This is a genomic window from Streptomyces sp. NPDC048196 (assembly GCF_040652715.1).
Classification (GTDB): Bacteria; Actinomycetota; Actinomycetes; order Streptomycetales; family Streptomycetaceae; genus Streptomyces; species Streptomyces siderophoricus.
In genome coordinates, this window is sequence record NZ_JBEZMM010000007.1 from 87,997 (window position 1) to 111,403 (window position 23,407).

At 69.9% G+C, this 23,407-nt stretch carries 23 protein-coding genes; 8 read left to right on the forward strand and 15 right to left on the reverse strand.

Annotated features, from left to right (window positions below; genetic code table 11):
• Positions 1-17: 17 nt before the first annotated feature.
• Positions 18-2,345, reverse strand: a complete 2,328-nt coding sequence (locus tag AB0E02_RS10970) for a globin domain-containing protein (RefSeq protein WP_362137703.1) — start codon at positions 2,343-2,345, stop codon at positions 18-20.
• A 447-nt stretch (positions 2,346-2,792) separates the two neighbouring features.
• The gene (locus tag AB0E02_RS10975) at positions 2,793-3,428 is read right to left on the reverse strand and encodes an HAD-IB family phosphatase (protein ID WP_362137704.1); all 636 of its coding nucleotides are present in this window, start codon (positions 3,426-3,428) and stop codon (positions 2,793-2,795) included.
• 351 nt (positions 3,429-3,779) lie between these two features.
• Between AB0E02_RS10975 and AB0E02_RS10980 the strand changes: the two genes are divergently transcribed.
• Positions 3,780-4,343 carry a DUF2269 domain-containing protein gene (locus AB0E02_RS10980; protein ID WP_362137705.1) on the forward strand — a complete coding sequence of 188 codons (564 nt, stop codon included), beginning with the start codon at positions 3,780-3,782 and terminating at the stop codon, positions 4,341-4,343.
• A 48-nt stretch (positions 4,344-4,391) separates the two neighbouring features.
• Here the strand turns inward: AB0E02_RS10980 and AB0E02_RS10985 are convergent, their stop codons facing one another.
• On the reverse strand, positions 4,392-4,904 hold the full coding sequence (locus AB0E02_RS10985) for a heme-binding protein (RefSeq protein ID WP_362137706.1): 513 nt from the start codon (positions 4,902-4,904) through the stop codon (positions 4,392-4,394).
• Positions 4,905-4,987: 83 nt separating this feature from the next.
• The gene (locus AB0E02_RS10990) at positions 4,988-6,289 is read right to left on the reverse strand and encodes an MFS transporter (RefSeq protein WP_362137832.1); all 1,302 of its coding nucleotides are present in this window, start codon (positions 6,287-6,289) and stop codon (positions 4,988-4,990) included.
• Between the two features lie 229 nt (positions 6,290-6,518).
• Here AB0E02_RS10990 and AB0E02_RS10995 point away from each other — a divergent pair, with 229 nt between their 5' ends.
• Both AB0E02_RS10995 and AB0E02_RS11000 read left to right on the forward strand, forming a co-directional pair.
• The gene (locus AB0E02_RS10995; RefSeq protein WP_362137833.1) at positions 6,519-7,010 is read left to right on the forward strand and encodes a MarR family transcriptional regulator; all 492 of its coding nucleotides are present in this window, start codon (positions 6,519-6,521) and stop codon (positions 7,008-7,010) included.
• A gap of 50 nt (positions 7,011-7,060) precedes the next feature.
• The gene (locus AB0E02_RS11000) at positions 7,061-7,513 is read left to right on the forward strand and encodes a GNAT family N-acetyltransferase (protein ID WP_362137707.1); all 453 of its coding nucleotides are present in this window, start codon (positions 7,061-7,063) and stop codon (positions 7,511-7,513) included.
• Positions 7,514-7,526: 13 nt separating this feature from the next.
• Here AB0E02_RS11000 and AB0E02_RS11005 read toward each other — a convergent pair whose 3' ends face one another.
• From AB0E02_RS11005 to AB0E02_RS11030, 6 genes are all read right to left on the reverse strand, one after another.
• Complete coding sequence (locus AB0E02_RS11005; RefSeq protein ID WP_362137708.1) at positions 7,527-8,288, reverse strand: helix-turn-helix domain-containing protein; 762 nt, start codon at positions 8,286-8,288, stop codon at positions 7,527-7,529.
• Positions 8,289-8,768: 480 nt separating this feature from the next.
• Positions 8,769-9,914 carry an aminotransferase class V-fold PLP-dependent enzyme gene (locus AB0E02_RS11010; protein ID WP_362137709.1) on the reverse strand — a complete coding sequence of 382 codons (1,146 nt, stop codon included), beginning with the start codon at positions 9,912-9,914 and terminating at the stop codon, positions 8,769-8,771.
• Between the two features lie 92 nt (positions 9,915-10,006).
• Positions 10,007-11,470: a serine hydrolase domain-containing protein gene (locus tag AB0E02_RS11015; RefSeq protein WP_362137710.1), complete on the reverse strand. Its 1,464-nt coding sequence runs from the start codon at positions 11,468-11,470 to the stop codon at positions 10,007-10,009.
• A gap of 54 nt (positions 11,471-11,524) precedes the next feature.
• A complete protein-coding gene (locus AB0E02_RS11020) occupies positions 11,525-12,286 on the reverse strand; it encodes a hypothetical protein (protein WP_362137711.1) in 762 nt (253 codons plus the stop codon).
• Between the two features lie 20 nt (positions 12,287-12,306).
• Positions 12,307-13,581, reverse strand: coding sequence for a MerR family transcriptional regulator (locus AB0E02_RS11025; protein ID WP_362137713.1), 1,275 nt, complete (start codon positions 13,579-13,581; stop codon positions 12,307-12,309).
• A gap of 112 nt (positions 13,582-13,693) precedes the next feature.
• Entirely contained in the window at positions 13,694-14,614 is a 921-nt protein-coding gene (locus tag AB0E02_RS11030) for a helix-turn-helix transcriptional regulator (RefSeq protein ID WP_362137714.1), read from the reverse strand.
• 98 nt (positions 14,615-14,712) lie between these two features.
• On the opposite strand from AB0E02_RS11030, the gene AB0E02_RS11035 reads away from it, so the two are divergent.
• Complete coding sequence (locus AB0E02_RS11035) at positions 14,713-15,555, forward strand: NAD(P)H-dependent oxidoreductase (RefSeq protein WP_362137715.1); 843 nt, start codon at positions 14,713-14,715, stop codon at positions 15,553-15,555.
• Positions 15,556-15,564: 9 nt separating this feature from the next.
• Here the strand turns inward: AB0E02_RS11035 and dnaB are convergent, their stop codons facing one another.
• Positions 15,565-17,022 (reverse strand): replicative DNA helicase, encoded by a 1,458-nt coding sequence (gene dnaB / locus AB0E02_RS11040; RefSeq protein ID WP_362137834.1) that lies wholly within the window; start codon positions 17,020-17,022, stop codon positions 15,565-15,567.
• Between the two features lie 476 nt (positions 17,023-17,498).
• Between dnaB and AB0E02_RS11045 the strand changes: the two genes are divergently transcribed.
• Both AB0E02_RS11045 and AB0E02_RS11050 read left to right on the forward strand, forming a co-directional pair.
• Complete coding sequence (locus AB0E02_RS11045; protein WP_362137716.1) at positions 17,499-18,836, forward strand: MATE family efflux transporter; 1,338 nt, start codon at positions 17,499-17,501, stop codon at positions 18,834-18,836.
• 41 nt (positions 18,837-18,877) lie between these two features.
• On the forward strand, positions 18,878-19,744 hold the full coding sequence (locus AB0E02_RS11050; protein WP_362137717.1) for a trypsin-like serine protease: 867 nt from the start codon (positions 18,878-18,880) through the stop codon (positions 19,742-19,744).
• A 91-nt stretch (positions 19,745-19,835) separates the two neighbouring features.
• On the opposite strand, the gene rplI is transcribed toward AB0E02_RS11050, so the two are convergent.
• The 4 genes from rplI to rpsF all read right to left on the reverse strand — a co-directional run bounded on the left by rplI (position 19,836) and on the right by rpsF (position 21,603).
• Positions 19,836-20,282, reverse strand: coding sequence for a 50S ribosomal protein L9 (gene rplI, locus AB0E02_RS11055; protein WP_362137718.1), 447 nt, complete (start codon positions 20,280-20,282; stop codon positions 19,836-19,838).
• A gap of 18 nt (positions 20,283-20,300) precedes the next feature.
• Complete coding sequence (gene rpsR / locus AB0E02_RS11060; protein ID WP_003978893.1) at positions 20,301-20,537, reverse strand: 30S ribosomal protein S18; 237 nt, start codon at positions 20,535-20,537, stop codon at positions 20,301-20,303.
• Between the two features lie 108 nt (positions 20,538-20,645).
• Positions 20,646-21,230, reverse strand: a complete 585-nt coding sequence (locus AB0E02_RS11065; RefSeq protein ID WP_201805678.1) for a single-stranded DNA-binding protein — start codon at positions 21,228-21,230, stop codon at positions 20,646-20,648.
• An 82-nt stretch (positions 21,231-21,312) separates the two neighbouring features.
• Positions 21,313-21,603, reverse strand: coding sequence for a 30S ribosomal protein S6 (gene rpsF / locus AB0E02_RS11070; protein WP_006604399.1), 291 nt, complete (start codon positions 21,601-21,603; stop codon positions 21,313-21,315).
• 228 nt (positions 21,604-21,831) lie between these two features.
• Here rpsF and AB0E02_RS11075 point away from each other — a divergent pair, with 228 nt between their 5' ends.
• Positions 21,832-22,149 (forward strand): hypothetical protein, encoded by a 318-nt coding sequence (locus tag AB0E02_RS11075; RefSeq protein WP_362137719.1) that lies wholly within the window; start codon positions 21,832-21,834, stop codon positions 22,147-22,149.
• Between the two features lie 139 nt (positions 22,150-22,288).
• A complete protein-coding gene (locus tag AB0E02_RS11080; protein WP_362137720.1) occupies positions 22,289-23,407 on the forward strand; it encodes a peptidoglycan bridge formation glycyltransferase FemA/FemB family protein in 1,119 nt (372 codons plus the stop codon).

Here is a 23,407-nt window from a genome sequence, read left to right on the forward strand (position 1 = left end):
CGTGCTCTGCCAAGACCTCAATCCCCTACCGAGACCAGCTCTTCCACCGAGTCGTGCCGTATGCGGTCGGACGGAATGCCGACCCCCACCAAAGCGTCCACACCGCTGCGGATCAAGCCCGGCGGCCCGGAAAGATAGGCGTCGTATTCCCGGAACGGTCCGTATTGCCGTACTGCATCGGGGAGTTGCCCGGTCTCGCTGCTCGTTCCGCCGCGGACCGCGGGCCCAGTGGCGACGACCGGGCGGACCGAGAGCCACTGGTGGGTCTGTTCCAGATGCAGCATGGTGTCGAGGTCGTAGAGGTCGTGATCGCTGCGGGCACCGTAGAACACCTCGACCGGACGCCGGATGCCGTGGTCGGCGACGTCCTCGATCAGGGCCTTGATGGGCGCGATGCCGGTGCCGCCGCCGACGCACAGCAGGCCGTTGCGGGTGGTGTGGTCGACGGTCATCGAACCGGCCGGTGCGCCGAGCCGGAGGACGTCCCCGGGGCGGGCGCGGTGGACCATGGCGTTCGAGACCCAGCCTGCCGGAACCGCCTTCACGTGGAAGGAGAGCAGACCGTCGGAACGCGGCGCCGACGCGAAGGAGTAGTGCCGCCAGACCCGCGGCCACCAGGGCGTTTCGATGCTGGTGTACTGCCCCGCGAGGAACGGGTACGGCTGGTCGGGACGGACCGTGACCACCGCGATCTCGGGCGTGCGCAGCTCGTGCGAGACGACCTCGGCCTGCCACCAGGCGGGCGCCACGGCCTCGTTCTCGGCAGCCGCGTCGATCATGATCTGGGAGATTGCGGTGTACGCGCGCACCCACGCGGCTTCGGTTTCCGGGCCCCAACTGGTCGTGGCATAACGGGAGAGCGCGCTGAGCAGGCACTCGCCGACCGCGGGGTAGTGGTCGGGCTGGGTGCCGTATTTGCGGTGACCGCGGCCGAGGTTGGAGAGGTAGCCGGTGAGCACCTCGGTGTCGTCGACGTGTGTGGCCGCGGTGAGCAGCGCCTTGAACAGCCGGTCGCGCTGGGTGTCCATCGAGGCCGGGAAGAGGGCCCGCAGATCCGGGTGCTGGACGAAGAGCAGTGCGTAGAAGTACGAGGTGACCTTGTCGGCCACGGGCCCGATCTCGGCCATGGTGCGACGAATGAGGATCGCATCGGGCGAAGCGGACCCCTCGGACACGGTGGCCCCGAGCGCGGCGAGGGAGTGCTGGGGGGCGGAGGAGTGATGGGGGGCAGAGGGGTGCTGAGGGGCGGTGGGAGCGGCGGGGGTATCGGTGGTGGGGTTACCGGTGTGGGGGGTGTTCGTGGTGGGGCGGTTCGCGGTGGGGGTGCTGGGGCCGGTGATGCCGGGGCTGGCCGTGTCGCGGTGGGGATTACCGGGGCTGGGGGTGTGGGTGGGGGCGGCGCTGGGGGCGGGCGCCGCTGTTGTACGGCGTGCCGCTTCGTGGACGGGCTCGGGCTCATGGCCACGGGCGGCGCCGCGCTCCCATACGGACGGGCGGGGCGACGACTCCACGGGCCGACGGAGAGCGGCCTCCGGGGCCGGCTGGCGGGTGAGGTCGGCAGCCGCCTGACCGGTGGGCTCTGGGGCCGGCCGACGGGTGGACTCTGGGGCCGGCTGGGCTATGGACTCCGGGACCGGCTGGCCGATGGGCTCTTGGGTCGGCCGGTGAACCGGCTCGCCGTAGGGGCGGGACAGGTCCCGGTATGCCGGGGCGGGGTCGCCGTACGGGCGGGTGGGGTCCCCGTACTCGCCGTCGGGCTCGCCGAACGGGTTGGGGGGCTCGCGGTGCGGCTGGGGAGCCTGCGGCGGCTCCGTCCCACGATCGGCGGCGGTTCCTACCGGCCGGATCGGGTTGACCGGCCGACTGGGTATCCGCTCCCGGTCGCTTGGAGGGTTCGGGATGTTCGACGCATTACGGGCGTCTTGCGTGCCGCGGTGGTCGCTTTCGTCGCGATGGGGGAGTTCGCCGTGTCCGCTTCGTTCGCCGCGATAGGCGCGTTCATCCTGATAGGCGCGGTCGTCCTGATAGGCGCGTTCGTCCCGATAGGAGCGTTCGTCAAGATTGTTGGGCCCACCCCGGCCGTTGGGCTCGTGCCAGTCACCGGACTCGGCCCCGCCGCTTCCGTAGGGAGCGTTCCGATCCTGGCCTTCCTGGTGCTGGCCATCCCGGTCCTGGCCACCCTGGGGCCGACTGTCCTGACTGCCCGGATCCTGGCGGTCCTGGGCATTCTGTCGCTCCTGCTGTTCCCCGGAGGACTTCTTCGCCGGCGGAGTGAACCAACCCCAATCGCCGCTGCTGCCGCCAGAAGAGCCGCTATCGGCCGATGTGGTGGTCGGAGCGTCCATGGTCTGCCTCGCCTCGAACGTCTTTCGGTCGTCTTCGCACTTCCGTAGACCGGAACTGCCCGGAATTCCCCCGCCCTGACCGGAATTCTTAGTCGACTCAAGCGATTCCGGCAACACCCTCTAAAGCGGACAAATCTCACTTCCCTGCGGCAATGTGGAGCAGATGCCGCGTCAGCAGCATGCCACTCCGTCCAGCACAACGGACAAACAGTCGGAAGTCCGGGCGTCACGGGCCCCTTCACCGCTAGGCTGACGAGCTTTGCCGCATCCTGGTGTGCCCGCGGAAGCCCTCACCACCGCCAAGCCGGACTCGACCATACCGGCAGTAGTTGAAACCACAAGCCCGGATCTTGGAACAGTCCGCACACCCCTCCGATATCCACGATCCTCAGCACAGAGCGCATTTTCCGCGCACACACGGGTGAATCCGCCGCAGAAAGCGAGGAATTACTCGCCGGTACGGACCAATGCGTATGCCTCCCGCAGATCACGTCCTGCGTAGGCAAATGAGGCCAGGTCACTGACGTGGTGGTCGGCATTCACCGCCACGGACCGGGGCACCGCCGCGAACAGCGCGGTGTCCGACATGGAGTCGCCGTACGCCACGCAGTCGTCACGGGTCAGCCCGTAACGCACGCAGAGTTCATCTGCGATCCGCACCTTCGCCGCCGACGAGAGGATGCCGTCCGGATTCACCGGCCGCCGGATCGGCACGGCGGGCCAGCGGGAACCGTGCGCCGTGTCGGCTCCCCAGTCCAGCAGCCGCTCGACGAAGAAGCAGGGCGAGAGGGAAATCACCGCGCACCGTTCGCCGCGTGACCGGATATCTGCCCAGACATCCCGAATTCCGGCGAGCCATGGGGCACCGTCGAACGCGGCGGCCACTTGAAGTTCGGTCAGCTCGGCGGCCCACAGCTCGCAGGCCAACTGCGCGAACTGCACCGGCGTCAGCTCCGCCGCGGAGAACCGGCGCTCCAACTCGGCGATCTCCCGATCGAGACCGAGCTGCCGGGATATCTCCACAGCGGCCGCGGACCCGTACAGCAAGGTCCCGTCCATATCGAACAGATGCAGCGTCCCCATGCCGGGGAGCGTAACCACTCCACGATTACGGGGGCAGGAGGTAGGGGGTAGGAGGCAGGGACAGGTGGAGGCCGGGCGAGGGGGGACGGACCGAAGCGAGCGGAGTGGACCGAAGTGGGGGTGGCGGGCCGAGGTAAGGGCGGCAGGTGGGGTGCCGAGCGGCGGGCTGGGGTGCCAGGCGGCGGGCCCGGGAAATGAGAGGGCGGACGTCGAGGCGACTCGGGCATCGAGCGGCAGCGGGGTTACCGCGACCACGAACCGCCGCCCCGCGGGCCGTACTCAAGGGCGCGTATACGGGGATACTCCCGGCGGCAGATGTACGACAGGGGCCCGGCCAGGACCGTGGAACGTATGCAGCAGCTCAACCGGCCCGCCCGCCGGGCCCTCCTCGTCCTCCATGTCGCCGTATCCGTCAGCTGGCTCGGTGTCACGCTCGGGCTGCTGGCGCTCGGCATCACGGGCTGGACCACCGACTCCCCCGAGATGACAGCCGTCGCCTACCGCGCGATGAAGATCTTCGGTGACTGGCTGATCCTCCCCCTCGCCTTGAGTGCGCTGGGCACCGGTCTGGTGCTGTCGCTGGGTACCCCCTGGGGACTGGCCCGGCACCACTGGGTCTACCTCAAGTTCTGGCTGACACTGGTCGCGTTGCTGCTGTCGGTCTTCTCACTCCGTCCGGGGATCGACCATCTCGCCGCCGAGGCCGCCACCGGTAACCCGGCCCCCGACCTCGCCCTCGCCCTCGTCATTGCACCCTCGGTCGCCTCGACCCTCTACTTCTTCCTCACCGCGATCTCCGTCCTCAAGCCCTGGGGACTCACCCGCCGCGGCCGCCGGCTGCGCGAGGACCGGACCGCCAAAGCCCGCGCCCGCCGGGTGCCGGGGCACGGCAGGGCGGGCGCGGGGGTCAGCTGACGGGCGGCTGGTCGACCGGTCGGCCGATTCGTTCCCGCTCAGGCCAGCTCACTCCAGGCCCGCCTCCGCTATCGCGCTGAGGACGATCCGGTGGTCCTGATCGGGGGCGCCGCCGCCGAAGCCGATCGCGCCGATCAGCCGGCCGTCCCGGTGGAGCGGCAACCCGCCTGCGAGGAAGAGCAGCGGCCGGTCCAGCGCGGTGGGCAGCGTGTGGAAGAGCCCGTCGGGCCGTACCAACTCGACGAGGTCGGCGGTCGGCGTGTCCAACTGGAGGGCAGTGAACGCCTTGCGGGTGCTGGTCTCCCCCGAGATCAGCACGGCCGCATCGTCCCTACGGAAGCCGAGCAGATGCCCGCCCGCATCCAGAACGCTGACGCTGCCCCGCACCTCGATGCCCTCGGCCGCCCGCACGGCGGCCTTGATGAGGCTCTCCGCATCGCGGGTGGTGAGCGGGCGGACGACGGGAGCGCCGCTGTCGGCGACGGAGGCGGAAGTGGGGCCAGCGGTGGAAGGCGAGGTCGTGGTGGAGGGGGAGGTCGTGGCGGCGGGGGAGGTGCTCATGAGGGGTTCCTTGCGGGATTTCTTGTGGAGTTTCTTGCGGGTTTTCTTGCGGAGTTCTTGTTGGGGGGAGGGCCGGCCGGGTCTCACCTGTGGTCCTGCTTGAGGCCGGACGCGTGATGCTTGCGTGCGGGCGGCGTCAGGGCGGTGGAGAGGCCGGCGGCAGCTCGTACGAGGGGGCCTGCGGCGCTGCCCGTCCGGTGCGGTCGGCGTACATCAAGCCGTATGGGGCCGCCACGGCCCTTCTGGCGCCGCTCCAGTGCGGAGGCGAATATCGCCACACCGAGCGCGGCGGCGGTCATCAGTGCACCGACCCAGTTGGGTGCGGTGTAGCCAAGGCCGGCCGAGATGACCAGCCCACCGAGCCAAGCGGCCAGCGCATTGCCGAAGTTGAAGGCCGCGATGTTGCCGGCCGAGGCGAGCGTGGGTGCGGCGGCCGCCTGGTCCATGACCCGCTTCTGCAGCGGCGGCACGGTCGCGAAGCCGAAGATGCCGATCAGCGCGATGGTGACCACCGCAGCGATCTTGTTGTGCGCGGTGAAGTTGAACGCGGCCAGCGAGAGTGCCAGGCCGGTCATCGACACGTACAGCATCGGCATCATGGCGCGGTCGGTGAAACGGCCGGAGACCAGGTTTCCGCCGACCATGCCGAGGCCGAAGATGGCCGTCAGCCAGATGACGGAGGACGGGGCGAAGCCGGTGACCTCGGTCATCATCGAGGCGAGGTACGTGACCGCGGCGAAGACACCGCCGAAGCCGAGGACGGTCATCAACATTGCCAGCCCGACCTGCGGGTTCCGGAAGACCGCGAGCTCGCTGCCGAGGGGCGAGGCGGCCTTCGCCCGCTGCGCCGGGATCAGCTTGATGATGCCCAGCAGGCCGATCACGCCGAGCGCGGTGATGGCGTAGAAGGTGGTCCGCCAGCCGAACTGCTGGCTGAGCATCGTGCCGGCCGGCACGCCCACGACGTTGGCGACGGTCAGGCCGCTGAACATCAGCGAGATGGCGGTGGCGCGCTTCTGGGGGGCAACGAGGTCGGCGGCAACGAGGGCGCCGATGCCGAAGAACGCGCCGTGTGTGAAGGCGGAGACGATCCGGCCGACGAGCATGATCCAGAAGCTGGGTGCGACGGCCGTGAGCAGGTTGCCCACGATGAACAGGCCCATCAACAGCATCAGCATCTGCTTGCGCGTGAAGCGCGTGCCGAGCGCCGTCATCAGCGGGGCGCCGATGACCACGCCGAGGGCATAGAGGGTGGTCGCGTAGCCGGCGAGAGGGATGGAGACATCGAAGCCGGCCGCCATGTCGGGCAGCAGGCCCATGACCGCGAACTCGGTCGTTCCGATCCCGAAAGCACCGATGGCAAGAGCCAGGAGTGCGAGAGGCATGACGGATCCCTTCGGATGATTGCGTCCGTCCCTTACGAGCGTCCACAATAATTGCAGACGCGGGTTAATTGCAAGCGCCGGATATTTCGCCGGTGTCCTATCCTGGATCGTGCGCCCCATGAGGAGGTCTTCGATGACGCAGCAGACGCGCGAGAAGCAGGCAGCTCGACCGCAGACGGAGGCCGCGAGGGCAGGCGCCCCGCAGGTGGAGGCCGCGGGACCGGACACCCTGGACCCCGCAGCGAGCCCGGACACCGGGTCCGGCTGCCCGCCGGCGGCCACCCCCGCCCTGGCCCAGGGCTGGTGCGCGCTCTCGGCGCTGCACGGCCGCATCGAGACGCACATCGAGCGTGCGCTGCAGGCGCAGCACGACCTCAGCGTCCGCGAGTTCTCGGTCCTCAACGTGCTCAGCGAGCAGCACGACGGGCCGGGCGGCCATCTGCGGATGAACCAGGTCGCGGACTCGGTCGTGCTCAGCCAGAGCGCCACCACCCGCCTCGTGACCCGCCTGGAGGACCGCGGCCTGCTGTCCCGCTATCTGTGCCCTGACGACCGGCGTGGCATCTACACGAACGTCACGGCTGAGGGGCTGGCCCTTCTGGTGGAGGCCCGGCCGACGCATGACGGGGCCCTCTACGAAGCCCTCAAGGAGGCGGCACAGCGGCCTGAGCTGGCACCGCTGGTCACAGCGGTCCAGACGCTCGCCCCGTCGCAGGCCTGAGCAGCGGTCAGGTCGGCGCGGCGGAGACGCCGAGGCATAAGGTCGCGCCCATGAGCGACATCGAGATACGCCGCGCCACCGAGGCCGATCTGCCCGCCATCGTCGCGATGCTTGCCGACGACCCGTTGGGCGCCGCCCGCGAATCGCCGGACGACCTGACTCCGTACGTCGCCGCCTACACGGCACTGGCCGCCGACCCGAACCAGCACCTGATCGTCGCGACGCGCGAAGGACGGACGATCGGGACACTGCAGCTCACGGTCATCCCCGGCCTGTCCCGGCGCGGCGCCACCCGCTCGATCATCGAGGGCGTACGCGTCCACCGCGAGGAACGCAGCAGCGGCCTCGGCACCCAGCTCATCGAGTGGGCGATCGCCGAATCGCGCACGCTGGGCTGCCGGATGGTGCAGCTGACCTCCGACGCCACCCGCGTCGATGCCCACCGCTTCTACGAGCGCCTCGGTTTCGAGGCCTCCCACCTGGGCTTCAAGCTGATGCTGTGAACGAGGGACGGCGTCACCCGCGCCGGGTACGGCCCCGCGCCCGGTGTGCCCGCTGCCGGCAGGCCCCGCCGCAGTAGCGAGCGGGCCGGCCGGTACGCGCGGCTTCGATCACCGTCCCGCACTCCGCACAGCACGTTTCGTTACGATTTCCGGACGAACCAGGCAGTTTCGTTACGGTGCCATGAGAACGCAGCGCATCACACATCAGCGCCGCCATCCGGCCCGGCGCCCCGCCGTCCCCATCCGGTCCGGACCGGGCCTGCTCCATCGAGAGGCAACCCACCAGCAGCGCCTTGAGGTCGGCCAGCCCGACGTCCAGCCGTACTGCGCCGGCGAGTTGGGCTCTCGTGAGCAAGGATTCCAGCGCCTCGTCGAAGTCCCGCCCGACCTCCGGCGAGGGCGCGAAGTGTCCCGTTCCGGCCGCCTCCAGGGCGTCACACAACGCCTTGTTCCGTGACGCGAGCCGCACCACCGAGGACAAGTAGCGGAAGAAGACCTCCCCGGGGTCGTCGACATCCACCAAGTCCCGTGCGGTGTCGGTGAAGAGCTCGATCCGCTCCACGACCGCCGCCCTGAACAGGGCTTCCTTGGAAGGAAAATGGCGGTAGACGGTGCCCGCACCGACCCCGGCCCGGCGGGCGATCTCCCCAAGGGGCACCCCCAACCCCTGTTCCTCAAAGGCCGATCGGGCCGCCTGGAGCACCAGCGCCCTGTTACGCCGCGCATCGGCACGCGCGGGCGCATGGCCGTGCCGGGCACCACCCTCCGCCCTCACCGGACCTCCTGAAGTCCCTGCCCAACCGGTTCGCGCACCCCGCACTTCCAACCGGGTGGCACATTCCGATTCTATGAGAGCGTGTGGACATGATCGTTAAGGGACTCGCGGCGAGGTAGCGGAGGGGGAGACGCGGTCGAGCCCACGAGCCGGGGCCAGGGCTCGAGTGAGAGCCGCCAGACGCGGCGGAGGGAACCTCCAGCGCGCCGGGGATCTTCAACATTCACCCTGCGGCCGGAGCACCTTGCGCGCCACCGGAGTACACCCCATCGGGCCGGACTCCACGTCCGCGCGCTGCAGCAAGCAGCGCTCAACTTCGCGACTACGCAGGCTACTTGGTGAACAAAAAGGGACCCTTGAGGAGCACTTCGGCAACCTCGGGCCCGAGCGAATGAGATGGTTTCACGTGAAACGGCGGTGCATGGCGCATCGGCGTCGGGTCGTGTTTCACGTGAAACACGACCCGACCTCCGGCCTTCCTCAGCCGGCGGACACCTCGTCCCACGCCTCGCCCGCTGCAATGGCTGCGCCCTCGGCATCCACCGAGACGCCCAGTGCACGAAGCCCTCCAGCCAGCGCCACCAGCGAGGCCCTGACCACGGCGAGGTCGGCGGCACGACCGTAGTGGTTCACCCGGATCATCTCCTTGGCCAGCGTGCCCGCCGCGGCCTGCACGGGTACCGCTCCATCCACGGCGAGTGTGGCGGCCACGATCTCCCGCGCGTCGACTCCCTCGGGCGCGCGCAGCGTTGTCGCTGCCGGCGCCGCGTCTTCGTCACGCACGACGTACGGAGTCAGCTTCCCCAGGGCCCGTACACCGGCCCTGGTCGCCGCTGCCGCTGCCCGGTGCCGAATGATGACCGCGTCCAGCCCCTCCGCGTCGATCCGGTCCGCCGCCTGCTCCAGAGCGAGCATCTCCAGCTGGGCCGGCGCGTGCGGCAGAGCCGTACGACCGCCGTCGAGCCAGCGTTCCTTCCAGTCCAGCAGCGACAGATACGAACGCCGCGGGGCCTGCTCGTTGGCGGCGATCCGCTCCCACGCCCGGGCGCTGACCGAGGCCACGGACACTCCGGCGGGCCCGGCCAGTGCCTTCTGGCCGCCGATGACGCACAGGTCCACACCCCACTCATCGGTCAACAGGGGCTCGGCACCGACGGAAGCGACCGCGTCCAGCATCAGCAGCGCCCCGTGTTCCCGCACCACGGCGCCGATCTCGGCGACGGGGTTGGTGTTGCCGGTAGCAGCCTCGGCGTGCACCAGGCTCACAAAGTCGATCTCGGGGCGCTCGCGCAGGGCCTCGGCCACCTGGCGCGGGTCGACCGCCCCGGTGAACGGTGCGGAGAGGGTGACCACCTCGGCCCCGCAGGAACGCAGCCAGCCGCCGAAGGTTTCGCCGTAAGGGCCGGTGATGATGTTGAGGGCGGTGCTGCCGGGCCGTACCGCGGACCGGATGCAGGCCTCCAGCGGCAGCAGCGCCTCACCCTGCATCGTCACGATGTCGCAGCGGGTGCGCATCAGCGCGGCGACCTTGTCCTCGATGCGCGCGAAGTGGGCCGCGGTGAGGGGCGGCAGGTCGAGCAGGTCGGGGGCGGCGGTGTTCGCGGTCGGATCAGACACGGCAGTCATGGGGCCTTCCAGCGGTAGCGAGCCGCCTCGGCGCGGCTCCTGACATCAGATTCGACTGTACGTCCGGAGTCCGCGCCGCCGCCTGACGGGCTTCAGACCCGCCAACCCTCCGGGTCCACCCCGCCGGGCACCGGTCCCGACGGCTCGTAGGGGCCACGGGTGAAGACGAAGGTGCCGAGGTCGAGATGGCTGACCGCGCCCTGTTCGTTCCGCACCGCCTTCAGCGTCTCGCCCGCGTAGTAGCCGTCCAGGCCGGTCCAGGTGCCGTCGTCCTCGGCCCGGAATCGCGAGGCTCGTCCCGCCCCGGACAGTGGGGCGAGTTCCAGCTCGCGGTCGGCCCGCAGCCGCAGCGCATGGGGGTTCGCTCCCCAGTACCAGGGCCCGGTCAGCGCCAGCAGTTCCGGATCCAGCGGTCCGGACAGCGGGCGCCAGGGCTCGGGGATCCGGGGCTCGTATGTGGTCACGATCCCGGCGAGCTCGGCCGCGATGGTGGAGACCGCAGGGCCTGAGGTGCAGTTCGCCAGCACGATCGCCGCCACGTCCTCCTCCGGGTCGGTCCACAGTGCCGCCAGGAACCCGGGCATCGAGCCGGTGTGGCCGGCCAGCCGGCGCCCTTCCCGGCGTACGAGCTGGATCCCCAGCCCGAACCCGGCGTCCCAGCCGTTCTCCTCCGGCGGCACCGCGGGCGTACGCATCTCGGCCACGGTCGACGCGCTCAGCACCCGGTCGTCGCCGCGCAGCAGGAAGGCCGCCCAGCGGCACAGGTCGTCCGCTGTCGACCACAACTGCCCGGCCGGAGCCATCAGTCCGGTGTCGTGGGCAGGTTCCGGCAGCAGCGCATCCGCCCACGGATGCACCGCCCAGCCGTTCGCGTGGGGTGCCTGCGGGCTCAGCGTCGTACGGGCCATGCCCAGGGGCTGGAGGACCTCGCCCCGCAGCACCTCGTACCAGGGCGTACCGCCCCGAAGCCGTTCGACCACTGCGCCGAGCAGGGCGTATCCCGGGTTGGAGTAGTGGTGCCGGCGGCCCGCCGCGAGCCGTTGCGGGCGTTCATCGAACAGATCGGCCGGCTCGGGGCGCAGCTCGCCCGCGGTCCGCTCCCACCACGGGCCACGCGGCTCGGCCGTCAACCCCGAGGAATGGGAAAGGAGTTGGGCGATCGTCGCCTCCGGCACCGGCGTGCCCTTGAGGTGCTGGCCCACGGGATCATCCAGGCCAAGCAGTCCTTCGTCACGCAGCCTCAGCACCAGGACGGCGACCAGCGTTTTGGTGAGCGAGCCGATCCGGTACTGCACATCGCCGTGCGACGCCTCCCCCTCGACCGAGCCCCTGCTCCCCCGCCAGACCGGTCGTCCCTCGCGCACCACCGCGCCCACCATCGAAGGCGCCCGCCCCTCGGCCTGCCCGACGGCCAGTCGGCGCAGCAGCGCCCGCCGCGTCTCGGGCAACAGCTCCGTGCCCGCTTCAGAGGCCTCGACCCCCACCGGCCTCCTGCCCACCCGCCGGGGGCCGTCCGCCACGGGCTCATGCGACTCCGCGGACTGGGGGATGGTCATGGCGCGCTCCTCAACGACGGGTCCGACTCGACCGGCAACCATCCTCACCCCTCATCACAGCGCCGTCGCCCCGATAACCGCGCCCAGTTCGGTCTGCTCGTCCGTCGGCAGCCAACGCGCCGCATGCACCATGTGCAGCGCGGACCGGAGCCGTACACGGTCCGCTTCCGTTCCGAGGTAGCCGAGATACGCCGGGAGCGTCAGCCCCAGCGCCTTGAGGTCGGCCCGCACACACCAAGACGCCACCAGCTCCCGGATACGTCCGTCCACCTCGGCATCGAGGGGCTGGGGCCGCGCGGCACCGGGCAGCTTGGGGGCGTCGGACACGTCGGCAGGCACCGCGTCGACCGTCGCCCGCAGCCCCTCCGCGATCGCAAAACGGTTCCAGTCGCCGTACTGGCCCTGGTGGGCGCAGTGATCACGTGGGTCGTGTGCTGCATCGTGCCGGTCGTGCCGGCCTCCGGGTGCCTCGCACACCCGCTCCGCTGCCCGCTGGAAGTAGTGGTGAGCGAGTGCGGGGCGGCCGAGCCGGCGGTAGGCGTGGGCCATGTTCAGATACAGCGACGGATAGAACTCCCGAACGCGCTCATCCGCGACGCGATCGGCGCGGTCAAGGCACTCCTGGTTCCACCGCAGCGTCTCCTCCGTCGACGTCTGGTGCCGCGCCAGGTAGTGCGCGGCGATGCACGCCTCATAGTCGTCCGCGGCGATGTCCCAAGCCTGCTGGAAGAGTTCGCGCGCGGCTTCCGCCCGCCCCTCCGCCTCGGCCTGCATCCCTTCCCCGCACAACCGCACCACGGGCAGTTCTGGATCCATCCTCCCGCTCCCCTCCTCCGTCATCGCCGCCGCCCGGCGCCGCGTACAGGCATCACCAGCGTCGTGAAACTTCCCTGGTCGGCGGAACGGACCACGACCGGCCGGTCCGCCGAGGCGATCTCCATCAGCACATCCGGCCCCACTCCGGCCTCCAGCGCGGGCACAAGAACCGCCGGGTCAAAGGCAATGCGGAGTGCGCTTCCCATGAGCACGGCCCTCAGCCGGACGGGTCCCCGAGCCCCGCCCGTCACCACCAGCGTCTGAACGGTCTCTGGGTCGGCCGCCGCCGTTTCACGTGAAACATCGAGCAATCCATCGCATGTTTCACGTGAAACCGCCCGCTGTAGCCCCTCGGTCTCGGCCGGCCCGCTGCCCTCGCGCTCGCCCCTGGAAGGGACCGACAACGACACCGCCCCCGACCGCCCCGCCACGGCGTCCCGCAGCGCCACCCGGTCCACGATCAGTCGATGCCGCTCCGCTTCCAGACCCTGCAGCACCATCCGGTAGTCCGGAAAGCTCGCCAGGTCCTTTGCTTGTGGCCCTTCATCGGACCCACCGCGCGCGATGTCGACGGGCTCCGGCACCTCGCGCCAGTCCGCTCGGGTCGCTCCGCTCCGCAGGCGTACGCCCGCCGTCTCCCCGTCACATTCCACGTCCACCCACGCCTGCCGTACGGCCCACTCCGCCAGGCTCCGGGCAGTGTCCGCCCCGATGAGGACCTGTCGTGGTCCCCCCGCGAACTCCTCCGTCCGCAGCACCCGCACCGCCAGCCGATAGCGATCGGTGGCGACCAACCGCACCTCACCGTCGGCGAGTTCGAGCGCCACACAGCCCAGTACGGGAAATTCTTGAGCGGCCCCGCCCCGCGCGGCCGCCGGTGCCACCTGCCGTACGGCGCTGGCGAGCTCGGCACCGCCCACCCGCGCCCGGGCCCAGCCGTTGCCGTACGCCGCCTCGCCGGACGCCTCGCCCAGGAATCCCGCCACGACCGCATGCGCCTCATCGGCGGTCCGCCGCAGCCGTTCCAGATGCTCACGGAGTACGTCCCGTGCCGCGTCCTGCGGACCGTCCAGGACGACCGCGACATCGACCAGCGACAGCCCCGCCTCCCGCAGGCGGCGCAGCCGCACCGCCCGCACCGCCTGGTCCGCGGCGTAACGCCGATAGCCCGTCGCACCGTCCACCTGGGCCGGCCGCAGCACCCCGCTGTCGTCGTAGAACCGCAGGGCGCTCGGCGCCAGGCCCACCTGCCGCGCGAACGCGCCGATGCTCAACAGCTCGCCGGTGTCGTCCATGCACGCGATTCTGGAGCTTCAACCAACCTGAAGGTCAAAGCCCGGGATCGGTCCCGCGGCTCGTGGCCGTCGACCGGCGCCGCCCGCCCCCCTCAGCGCTCCTGGGGCCGTCTCATGCCGCCGAGGCGGCGGTCGCCAGCCGGGTGAGGGCGACCGCCGCACCGCTGCCCTCCTCGGCGCTGAACACGTGCACCACGAGGCCCGTCTCGCCCGGTGCGGCCGGCACATGGAGCGTCTCGTAGTCCAGGGTGAGCAGGCCGGCCACCGGGTGCCGCAGTCGCTTGCGTCCGGCACCGCACATCACGACCTCGCCGCTGTCCCAGATCCGCCGGAACTCGGCACTGTGCGTGGACAGTTCGCTGAGGAGCGCGGCGAGTTCCATGTCCTCGGGGTAACGGCCTGCGGCGACCCGCAACTGGCCCACGGCCTCCGCTGCCCGGTCCTGCCACTCGGGATGGAGCTCCTGGGAGGCCGGGTCGCGGAAGAGGTACCGGGCGTTGTTCCGGTCGCGGCGTGCCGGATCGGCCAGGCCACCGATCAGCTCGGCACCCAGGTCGTTCCACGCCACCACGTCGAGACGGTGGTTCGTCGCGAAGGCCGGAAGGGCGCCCATGGCGTCCAGCATCCGCTGCAGCCCAGGACTGACCCGGACCGTGGGTGCGGGACCCCGCCGGGCATCGGCCAGCGTGACGAGGTGCCTGCGTTCCGCCGCGTCGAGGCCGAGCGCGTCGGCGAGGGCGTCGAGGACCTCGGGGGACGGCTGGGTGTTGCGGCCCTGTTCGAGGCGCACGTAATAGTCCACGCTGATCCCGGCGAGCTGGGCCAACTCCTCACGGCGCAGCCCCCGCACCCGGCGTCGCCGTCCGCCGGCGAGCCCGACGTCCTCCGGCGCCACCCGCCCCCGGCGGGCCCGCAGAAAGCTGCCGAGCGCCCGCCGGGAGTCGCCGACTCCGCCCACCGCCCCGATCCCGGTTGCGTTGCCGGTCCTCTGGCCCCCGCCGCCTGTCTGCTCGTTGTGGTCCGCACCGTCCATGCGGTCAAGTATGGGTGGCTCTCGCATTACCAGGATCGCCGTTCCGGCGGTTGAAGCGGGTTCTGGTTACCCGGTCGCGCTCAGGAGAACGTGGCCGCATGACCGAAGCCACGCCGCAGCAGCCGAAGAAGATCCTCGTCGTCAGCGCCCATCCGGAACCCCGCTCGCTCAATGCCGTTCTGACCTCCTTCGCGGTCGAGCACCTGCGTGCGGCCGGGCATGAGGTGCGGGTGTCCGACCTCTACGCCATGAAGTGGAAGGCGACGGTGGACGCCGATGACTTCCCCGACCACGCCGCGGACGAGCGGCTGCAGGTGATGGCCGCCTCCGAGCGGGCCACACTGGCGGGACGGCTGGCGCCCGACATCGCGGCGGAGCAGGAGAAGGTGCGCTGGGCGGACGCGGTGATCCTGCAGTTCCCGCTGTGGTGGTTCTCGGTGCCCGCGATCCTCAAGGGCTGGATGGACCGGGTGTTCACCAGCGGATTCGGGTACGGCCCGGCAGTGCCGCCGCCCTACAGCGAGGGTGCCCTGGCGGGGCGCCGGGCTCTTGTGTCGGTGACGGTCGGCGCCCGGGAGTCCGCGTTCTCCGACCGGGGCATCCACGGGCGGCTGACGGACGTCCTCCACCCGGTCCAGCACGGTCTGTTCTGGTTCACCGGCATGACACCGCTCGAACCGTTCGCGATGTACGGCGCGAACGACCTGCCGGAGGACCGACTCGCGGTGGCGAAGCGGGAGTTCGGGCGACGCCTCGACGGGCTCTTCACCGACGAACCGGTCCCGTTCCGGTCGCTCGACGGCGGTGACTACGGGCGGGACATGCGACTGCTGCCGGGCGTGGAAGCGCCGGGAACGGGCGGGCTCGACATCCACCTCCGCGCAGCCGCGGACGCCCGCGCGGACGTTCCCACCACCCGCCCTCGTCGATCGCCACGCTGAGGTGCGTCGTCAGGTCTGCGCCATGTCCACGAAGCGCGAGTAGTGGCCCTGGAAGGCCACCGTGATCGTGGCCGTCGGGCCGTTACGGTGCTTGGCCACGATCAGGTCGGCCTCGCCCGCGCGCGGGGACTCCTTCTCGTAGGCGTCCTCGCGGTGCAGCAGGATGACCATGTCGGCGTCCTGCTCGATCGAGCCGGATTCACGGAGGTCCGACACCATCGGCTTCTTGTCCGTGCGCTGCTCGGGACCACGGTTCAGCTGGGAGAGCGCGATCACCGGGAGCTCCAGCTCCTTGGCCAGCAGCTTGAGGTTACGGGACATGTCCGAAACCTCCTGCTGGCGGCTCTCGGCGCGCTTGGAGCCGCCGGACTGCATCAGCTGGAGGTAGTCGATGACCACCAGCTTGAGATCGTTGCGCTGCTTGAGCCGGCGGCACTTGGCGCGGATCTCCATCATCGACAGGTTGGGCGAGTCGTCGATGTAGAGCGGCGCCGCGGAGACGTCCGGCATCCGGCGGGCCAGCCGCGTCCAGTCGTCGTCCGTCATGCTGCCGGAGCGCATGTGGTGCAGCGCCACCCGGGCCTCGGCGGACAGCAGACGCATCGCGATCTCGTTGCGCCCCATTTCCAGCGAGAAGATCACGCTGGGGAGATTGCTCTTGATGGAGGCGGCCCGGGCGAAGTCCAGCGCGAGGGTGGACTTACCCATGGCGGGACGCGCGGCGATCACGATCATCTGGCCCGGGTGCAGGCCGTTCGTGAGGGAATCGAGGTCGGTGAAGCCGGTCGGCACGCCGGTCATCTGGCCCTGGCGGGAGCCGATCGCCTCGATCTCGTCGAGGGCGCCTTCCATGATGTCGCCGAGCGGGAGGTAGTCCTCGCTGGTGCGCTGCTCGGTGACGGCGTAGATCTCCGCCTGGGCGCTGTTGACGATCTCGTCGACGTCGCCGTCCGCGGCGTATCCCATCTGGGTGATGCGGGTGCCGGCCTCGACCAGGCGGCGCAGCACGGCGCGCTCGTGGACGATCTCGGCGTAGTACTCGGCGTTCGCGGCCGTCGGGACGGACTGGACGAGGGTGTGCAGGTAGGAGGCACCGCCGACCCGGCCGATCTCACCGCGCTTGGTGAGCTCGGCGGCGATGGTGATGGGGTCGGCCGGCTCGCCCTTGGCGTAGAGGTCGAGGATCGCCTGGAAGACCAGCTCATGGGCGGGGCGGTAGAAGTCCTCGCCCTTGAGGACCTCGACGACGTCCGCGATGGCGTCCTTGGACAGCAGCATGCCGCCGAGCACGGACTGCTCGGCGTCCAGGTCCTGCGGCGGGACCCGCTCGAAGCCGCCGGGCCAGGAACCGCCGTCGTCCTCGCGGTCCGGCCGGTCACCGCGGCCGCGGCCCTTGCCGTCGGGCCGCCGGGACCGGGCGGCCGGCAGCAGGTCGCTGGGGCCGGAGCCCGCCCAGGGGTCCTCCATGGGCTCGGGAATGCTCACCCCGGCACCTCCTCCCGTCCGCGGCGCGGACCTTGCTGTGCGCTTCCTTCTTACGGCACAGCTCTGACAATCGAGACGCCCGACTCCGGTTACGGCGCGTCGAGTTCGGACGTGGTCTCAGGCCGGAACGGGCGGCGGGCGCCGGACCACGGTAGGCCCGTGGGCACCGTCCGCCAATCTGGTTATCCACAGGCCGTGTGGATGACTGGCCCCCAGCTGTGGAGAACTCCCCGGATCCTGTGCACGGGGCGGGGGAAACTTCTGTGGACAAGCACACAATCACCCCGTCCGCACCGCTCTGACCTGCGGTTTCCTCATCCATAGGCTGTGGGGGAGAAAAACTTCCACCACCTGTTCAAGATCGCGGCAAATGGCACGGAGAAGACGGCGCCGGACCACGCAAAGTAAGGAGTGCAAATGGTTTGCATCTCTTACCTGTGGAAGATTAGATTGAGTGCATGACACAGGCTCCCGCGACCCCGCGGCGCATCGCCCGCCGCCACGACCGCGAGATCATCGCCCTTGCCGTGCCCGCCTTCGGCTCCCTGGTCGCGGAACCCCTCTTCGTCATGGTCGACAGCGCCGTCATCGGCCACCTCGGCACCTCCCAGCTGGCCGGCCTCGGCATCGCCGCCGGGCTGCTCACCACCGCCGTCTCCGTCTTCGTCTTCCTCGCCTACGCCACCACCGCCGCAGTCGCCCGCCGGGTCGGCGCCGGCGACCTGCCCGCCGCCATCCGCCAGGGCATGGACGGCATCTGGCTCGCCCTGCTGCTCGGCGCCGCGGTCATCGCCGCCGTGCTGCCCACCGCCCCCTGGCTGGTGGAGGCCTTCGGCGCCTCCGGCACCGCCGCGCCGTATGCCACGACCTACCTGCGCATCAGCGCGCTCGGCATCCCCGCGATGCTCATGGTGCTGGCCGCCACCGGCCTGCTCCGCGGCCTCCAGGACACCCGGACCCCGCTCTACGTCGCCATCGGCGGCTTCTCCGCCAACGCCGCCCTCAACGTCGGACTGGTCTACGGCGCCGGCCTCGGCATCGCCGGCTCCGCCTGGGGCACCGTCATCGCCCAGTGCGGCATGGCCGCCGTCTACCTCACCGTCGTCGTCCGCGGCGCGCGCCGGCACGGCGCCTCGCTGCGCCCCGACACGGCGGGCATCCGCGCCTCCGCCCAGGCCGGCGTCCCGCTGCTGGTCCGTACGCTGTCACTGCGCGCGGTGCTGATGATCGCCACCGCCATCGCCGCCCGGCTGGGCGACGCCGAAGTTGCCGCCCACCAGATCGTGATCACGCTGTGGAACCTGCTGGCCTTCGCGCTGGACGCGATAGCCATCGCCGGGCAGGCCATCATAGGCCGCCACCTCGGCGCCGGGGACCGGGCCGGCGCCCGGGCCGCCTGCCGCCGCATGGTGCAGTGGGGCATCGCCGCCGGCCTGGTCCTCGGGCTCATGGTCGTGCTCTCCCGCCCCCTGTTCATCCCGCTGTTCACCTCCGACCCCGCCGTACGGGACCCGCTGCTGACCACGCTCCTGGTGGTGGCCGTGACCCAGCCGGTCTCCGGCGTCGTGTTCATCCTCGACGGCGTCCTGATGGGCGCGGGGGACGGTCCGTATCTCGCCTGGGCGATGGTCCTGACGCTGGCCCTGTTCGCTCCGGCCGCGCTCGCCGTGCCCGCCTTCGGCGGCGGTCTGGTCACCTTGTGGTGGACCATGGCCCTGATGATGACCGTGCGCATGGTCACGCTCTTGCTGCGTACCCGGTCCGGCCGATGGATTGTGACCGGAGCCTCTCGCTGAAGCATCTCCCGCAACACTGCGCGCTTGTCGATAATGGCGGGGTGCGCTCGCTTGCCAGGAAGTCCTTGCTGCCCATGACGCTCGTCCTCGTCATGGCAGCCGCCGTGGCGGGATACGCCTCGGACGAGTCGGACACCAGCACCAGAGCCGGCGGGCGGAGCAGCTTCGGCAAGTCCGGCGAGTCCAGCCAGGACCCGCAGGACCAGGACCCCGCCGCGACCGCACCGGCCGATGACGGCAATGCCTACACCCCCCGCCGGACCGAGCAGAACGCCCGGGTCGGTGTGGTCTTCGAGAAGAACGACTCCGGCGACCACTTCTGCACCGCGAGCGTGGTGCAGAGCCCGGGCCGGAACATGCTGATCACGGCCGCGCACTGTGCCTTCGACGCCGACGCCGGAAGCACGGTCGACGACCTCTTCTTCGCCCCCGACTACCGCGACGGCGAGGAGCCCACCGGCCTGTGGAAGGTCAACAAGGTGATCGTCGACGACCGCTGGGCCAAGTCGCAGGACGAGGACCTCGACGTCGCCTTCCTCATCCTGGACAAGAAGGACGGCAAGAACATCCAGGACGTGCTGGGCGGCAACACCCTCGGCATCGACCGTGGCTTCGACAACGAAGTCAAGATCACCGGCTATCCGACCAGCCGTAACAGCCCCATCTCCTGCCAGAACCGCACCACGAAGTACAGCGACACCCAGATGCGCATCCAGTGCACCGACTTCGAGGGCGGTACGAGCGGCAGCCCCTGGCTGGCCGACTACGACCCCAAGAGCCACACCGGCACGGTCATCGGTGTCCTCGGCGGCCACGAGGGCGGCGGCGACGAGGACGACGTCTCGTACGCGGCGTACTTCGACGACGACATCGCCGCGCTGTACAAGCGGGCCCAGGACGACGACTGATCCCGCCGTCGTCGGCCAAGGCGACCGCGGACCGGCACGGCGAAGGGCCGCACCCCAGGATGGGGTGCGGCCCTTCGGCTCGGTGCTGCGATTACGCGGCGACGACCTCGACGCCCAGCTTCGCGACGACCTCGGCGTGCAGACGCACGGAGACCTGGTGCGCGCCCAGGGTCTTGATCGGCGAGCCCAGCTCGACGCGGCGCTTGTCGACGTCCGGACCACCGGCAGCCTTGATCGCCGCAGCGACGTCGGCCGGGGTGACGGAACCGAACAGGCGGCCCGCGTCGCCGGCACGCACGGCCAGCTTCACGTTGACGCCCTCGAGCCGGCCCTTGACCTCGTTGGCCTGCTCGATCGTCGCGATCTCGCGGATCTTGCGGCCGCGGCGGATCTGCGCGACGTCCTTCTCGCCACCCTTGGTCCAGCGGATCGCGAAACCACGCGGAACCAGGTAGTTACGGGCGTACCCGTCCTTGACGTCAACGACGTCACCGGCGGTGCCGAGGCCGGAGACCTCGTGGGTGAGGATGATCTTCATTTGTCGGTCACCCTTCCCTTATCGCGCGGTGGACGTGTAGGGCAGCAGCGCCATCTCACGGCTGTTCTTCACGGCCGTGGCGACGTCACGCTGGTGCTGCGTGCAGTTGCCGGTCACTCGACGGGCACGGATCTTGCCGCGGTCGGAGATGAACTTCCGCAGCAGGTTCGTGTCCTTGTAGTCGACGTAGGAGATCTTCTCCTTGCAGAACACGCAAACCTTCTTCTTAGGCTTGCGAGCAGGCGGCTTCGCCATTGTCTCTCTCCAGTGAGTTCAAGAAGTTTGTGCTGACGCCCTCAAGGCCGCCGCCCGTTTCACGGCGCTGTTTCACGTGAAACAACGCAGTGCCGAGCCGATACGGACTTAGAAGGGCGGCTCGTCCGAGTAGCCACCGCCGGAGCCGCCGCCCCAGCCACCGCCGCCGCCACCCTGCTGGCCACCGCCAGAAGGTCCGCCGGTCGCCCACGGGTCGTCGGCGGGAGCGCCGCCGCCCTGCTGGCCGCCGCCGGAGCCACCGCCCCAGCCGCCGCCACCCTGGCCACCGCCCTGACCGCCACCGAAGCCGCCGCCCTGGCCACCGCGACCGCTGGTCTTGGTGATCTTGGCCGTGGCGTTCTTGAGGCTCGCGCCCACTTCCTCGACGTCGAGCTCGTAGACCGTGCGCTTCACGCCCTCGCGGTCCTCGTACGACCGCTGCTTGAGGCGGCCCTGGACGACCACGCGGGTACCCCGCGTAAGGGACTCGGCGACGTTCTCGGCCGCCTGGCGCCACACCGAGCAGGTCAGGAACAGGCTCTCGCCGTCCTTCCACTCATTGGTCTGACGGTCGAAGGTGCGGGGAGTGGACGCGACGCGGAACTTCGCGACCGCCGCACCGGACGGGGTGAAGCGCAGCTCGGGGTCGTCGACAAGATTGCCGACAACCGTGATGACGGTCTCGCCTGCCATTAGGGGAACCTCTCGGCGGGTGTGCTGCTGGCTGCTGGTGTTGCTGCTACTCGGACCCGGTTACCGCTGGACGCTGACGCGTTCAGTGGGTCTCGGGACGGAGAACCTTGGTCCGGAGGACCGACTCGTTCAGGTTCATCTGACGGTCGAGCTCCTTGACGACCGCAGGCTCGGCCTGCAGGTCGATGACCGAGTAGATGCCCTCGGGCTTCTTCTTGATCTCGTACGAGAGACGACGACGGCCCCAGGTGTCGACCTTCTCGACCTTTCCGTTGCCCTCACGGACGACGGAGAGGAAGTTCTCGATCAGCGGGGAGACAGCGCGCTCCTCGAGATCGGGGTCGAGGATGACCATCACCTCGTAGTGACGCATGGTGAACCCACCTCCTTTGGACTCAGCGGCCACGGTCGTTCCGTGGCAGGAGGGTCATATGCGTTCCGCGCCGAGCCGGACCGGTCACCGGACAGACATGGGCGCAGACGGTACACAGTACCTGCCTGAAGTCTTCCGGTTGAAATCCGCCCGGTACACCCCCCAATCTGGAACACAACGGGTGTGAGCGGCGTTACAGTGCGCCGCCCCTGTCATCGGAGGTGCCGCATGGCACAGGCAGCCAGGATCCAGCACAGTCTGCTCTCGCTCCTCAACAGCGACGGCAAGGACCATCCCGTAGAGAACACCTTCGCCCTTGTCACCGTGGTGCTCGGCGCGATCGCCGCCTTCACCACTCTCTCTCCCAGTCTGTATCTGGTCAGTTCCTGGGTTGGCCTGGTCGGAATCGGCACCGGCCTGTGGGGTCAGTTCATCTCGTCGACGACGGGTGAGCGCTTCCTGTTGATCATCGGTCTCGGAGCCTCGGGCTTCGGCTTCTACCTCGGCATGGCGCACGGCGGCCTCTTCGGGGGCCTCATCGGATAGCCGCCCGGTCCCGGTGCCACTGCGGCATACGGGGCCCCGGCGCGTATGGCCCAGACGGGGCGCTCCCCGGCCACAGTAGGCTTCGGCGCGAGAGCCGGAGCCCCGAACAAGGGGACACACCTGCCGAGGAGCGCCCCGCATGAGCCTGACCCTGAGGACCATCAGTCGAGAGCAGCATCTGGCATACATCCAGAGCCTGCCCGCGGCGAGCCACATGCAGGTTCCGGCCTGGGCGGATGTGAAGGCCGAATGGCGTTCGGAGAGCCTGGGCTGGTTCGACGCGAGCGGTGAGCTGGTCGGCGCCGGCCTGGTGCTCTACCGCCAGCTGCCCAAGATCAAGCGCTACCTCGCGTACCTGCCCGAGGGGCCGGTCATCAACTGGTACGCGCCGAATCTGGAGGACTGGCTGCAGCCCATGCTCAGCCACCTCAAGCAGCAGGGCGCCTTCTCCGTGAAGATGGGCCCGCCGGTGATCATCCGCCGCTGGGACTCCGCCGCGATCAAGTCGGGCATCCAGAACCCGGACGTCAAGCGGCTCCGCGACGTTGAGGCGACACACATCGAGCCGCGCGCCTTCGAGGTGGCCGACCGGCTGCGGCGCATGGGCTGGCAGCAGGGCGAGGACGGCGGCGCCGGCTTCGGTGACGTCCAGCCCCGCTACGTCTTCCAGGTGCCGCTGGCCGACCGCTCGCTGGAGGAGGTCCACAAGGGCTTCAACCAGCTGTGGCGCCGCAACATCAAGAAGGCCGAGAAGGCCGGCGTCGAGGTCGTCCAGGGCGGCTACGACGACCTGGCTGAATGGCAGCGCCTCTACGAGATCACCGCGGAGCGCGACCGCTTCCGCCCGCGGCCGCTCGGCTACTTCCAGCGCATGTGGACGGCCCTCAACTCCGAGGACCCCAACCGCATGAAGCTGTACTTCGCCCGGCACAACGGTGTGAACCTCTCCGCGGCGACCATGCTCGTCGTCGGCGGGCACGTCTGGTACTCCTACGGCGCCTCGGACAACATCGGCCGCGAGGTCCGGCCCTCCAACGCCATGCAGTGGAAGATGCTGCAGGACTCCTACGCGCTCGGCGCCACGGTCTACGACCTGCGCGGCATCAGCGACTCGCTGGACGAGAACGACCACCTCTTCGGCCTGATCCAGTTCAAGGTCGGCACGGGCGGGCAGGCAGCTGAGTACCTCGGTGAGTGGGACTTCCCGCTCAACAAACTGCTGCACAAGGCGCTCGACATCTACATGTCGCGCCGCTGA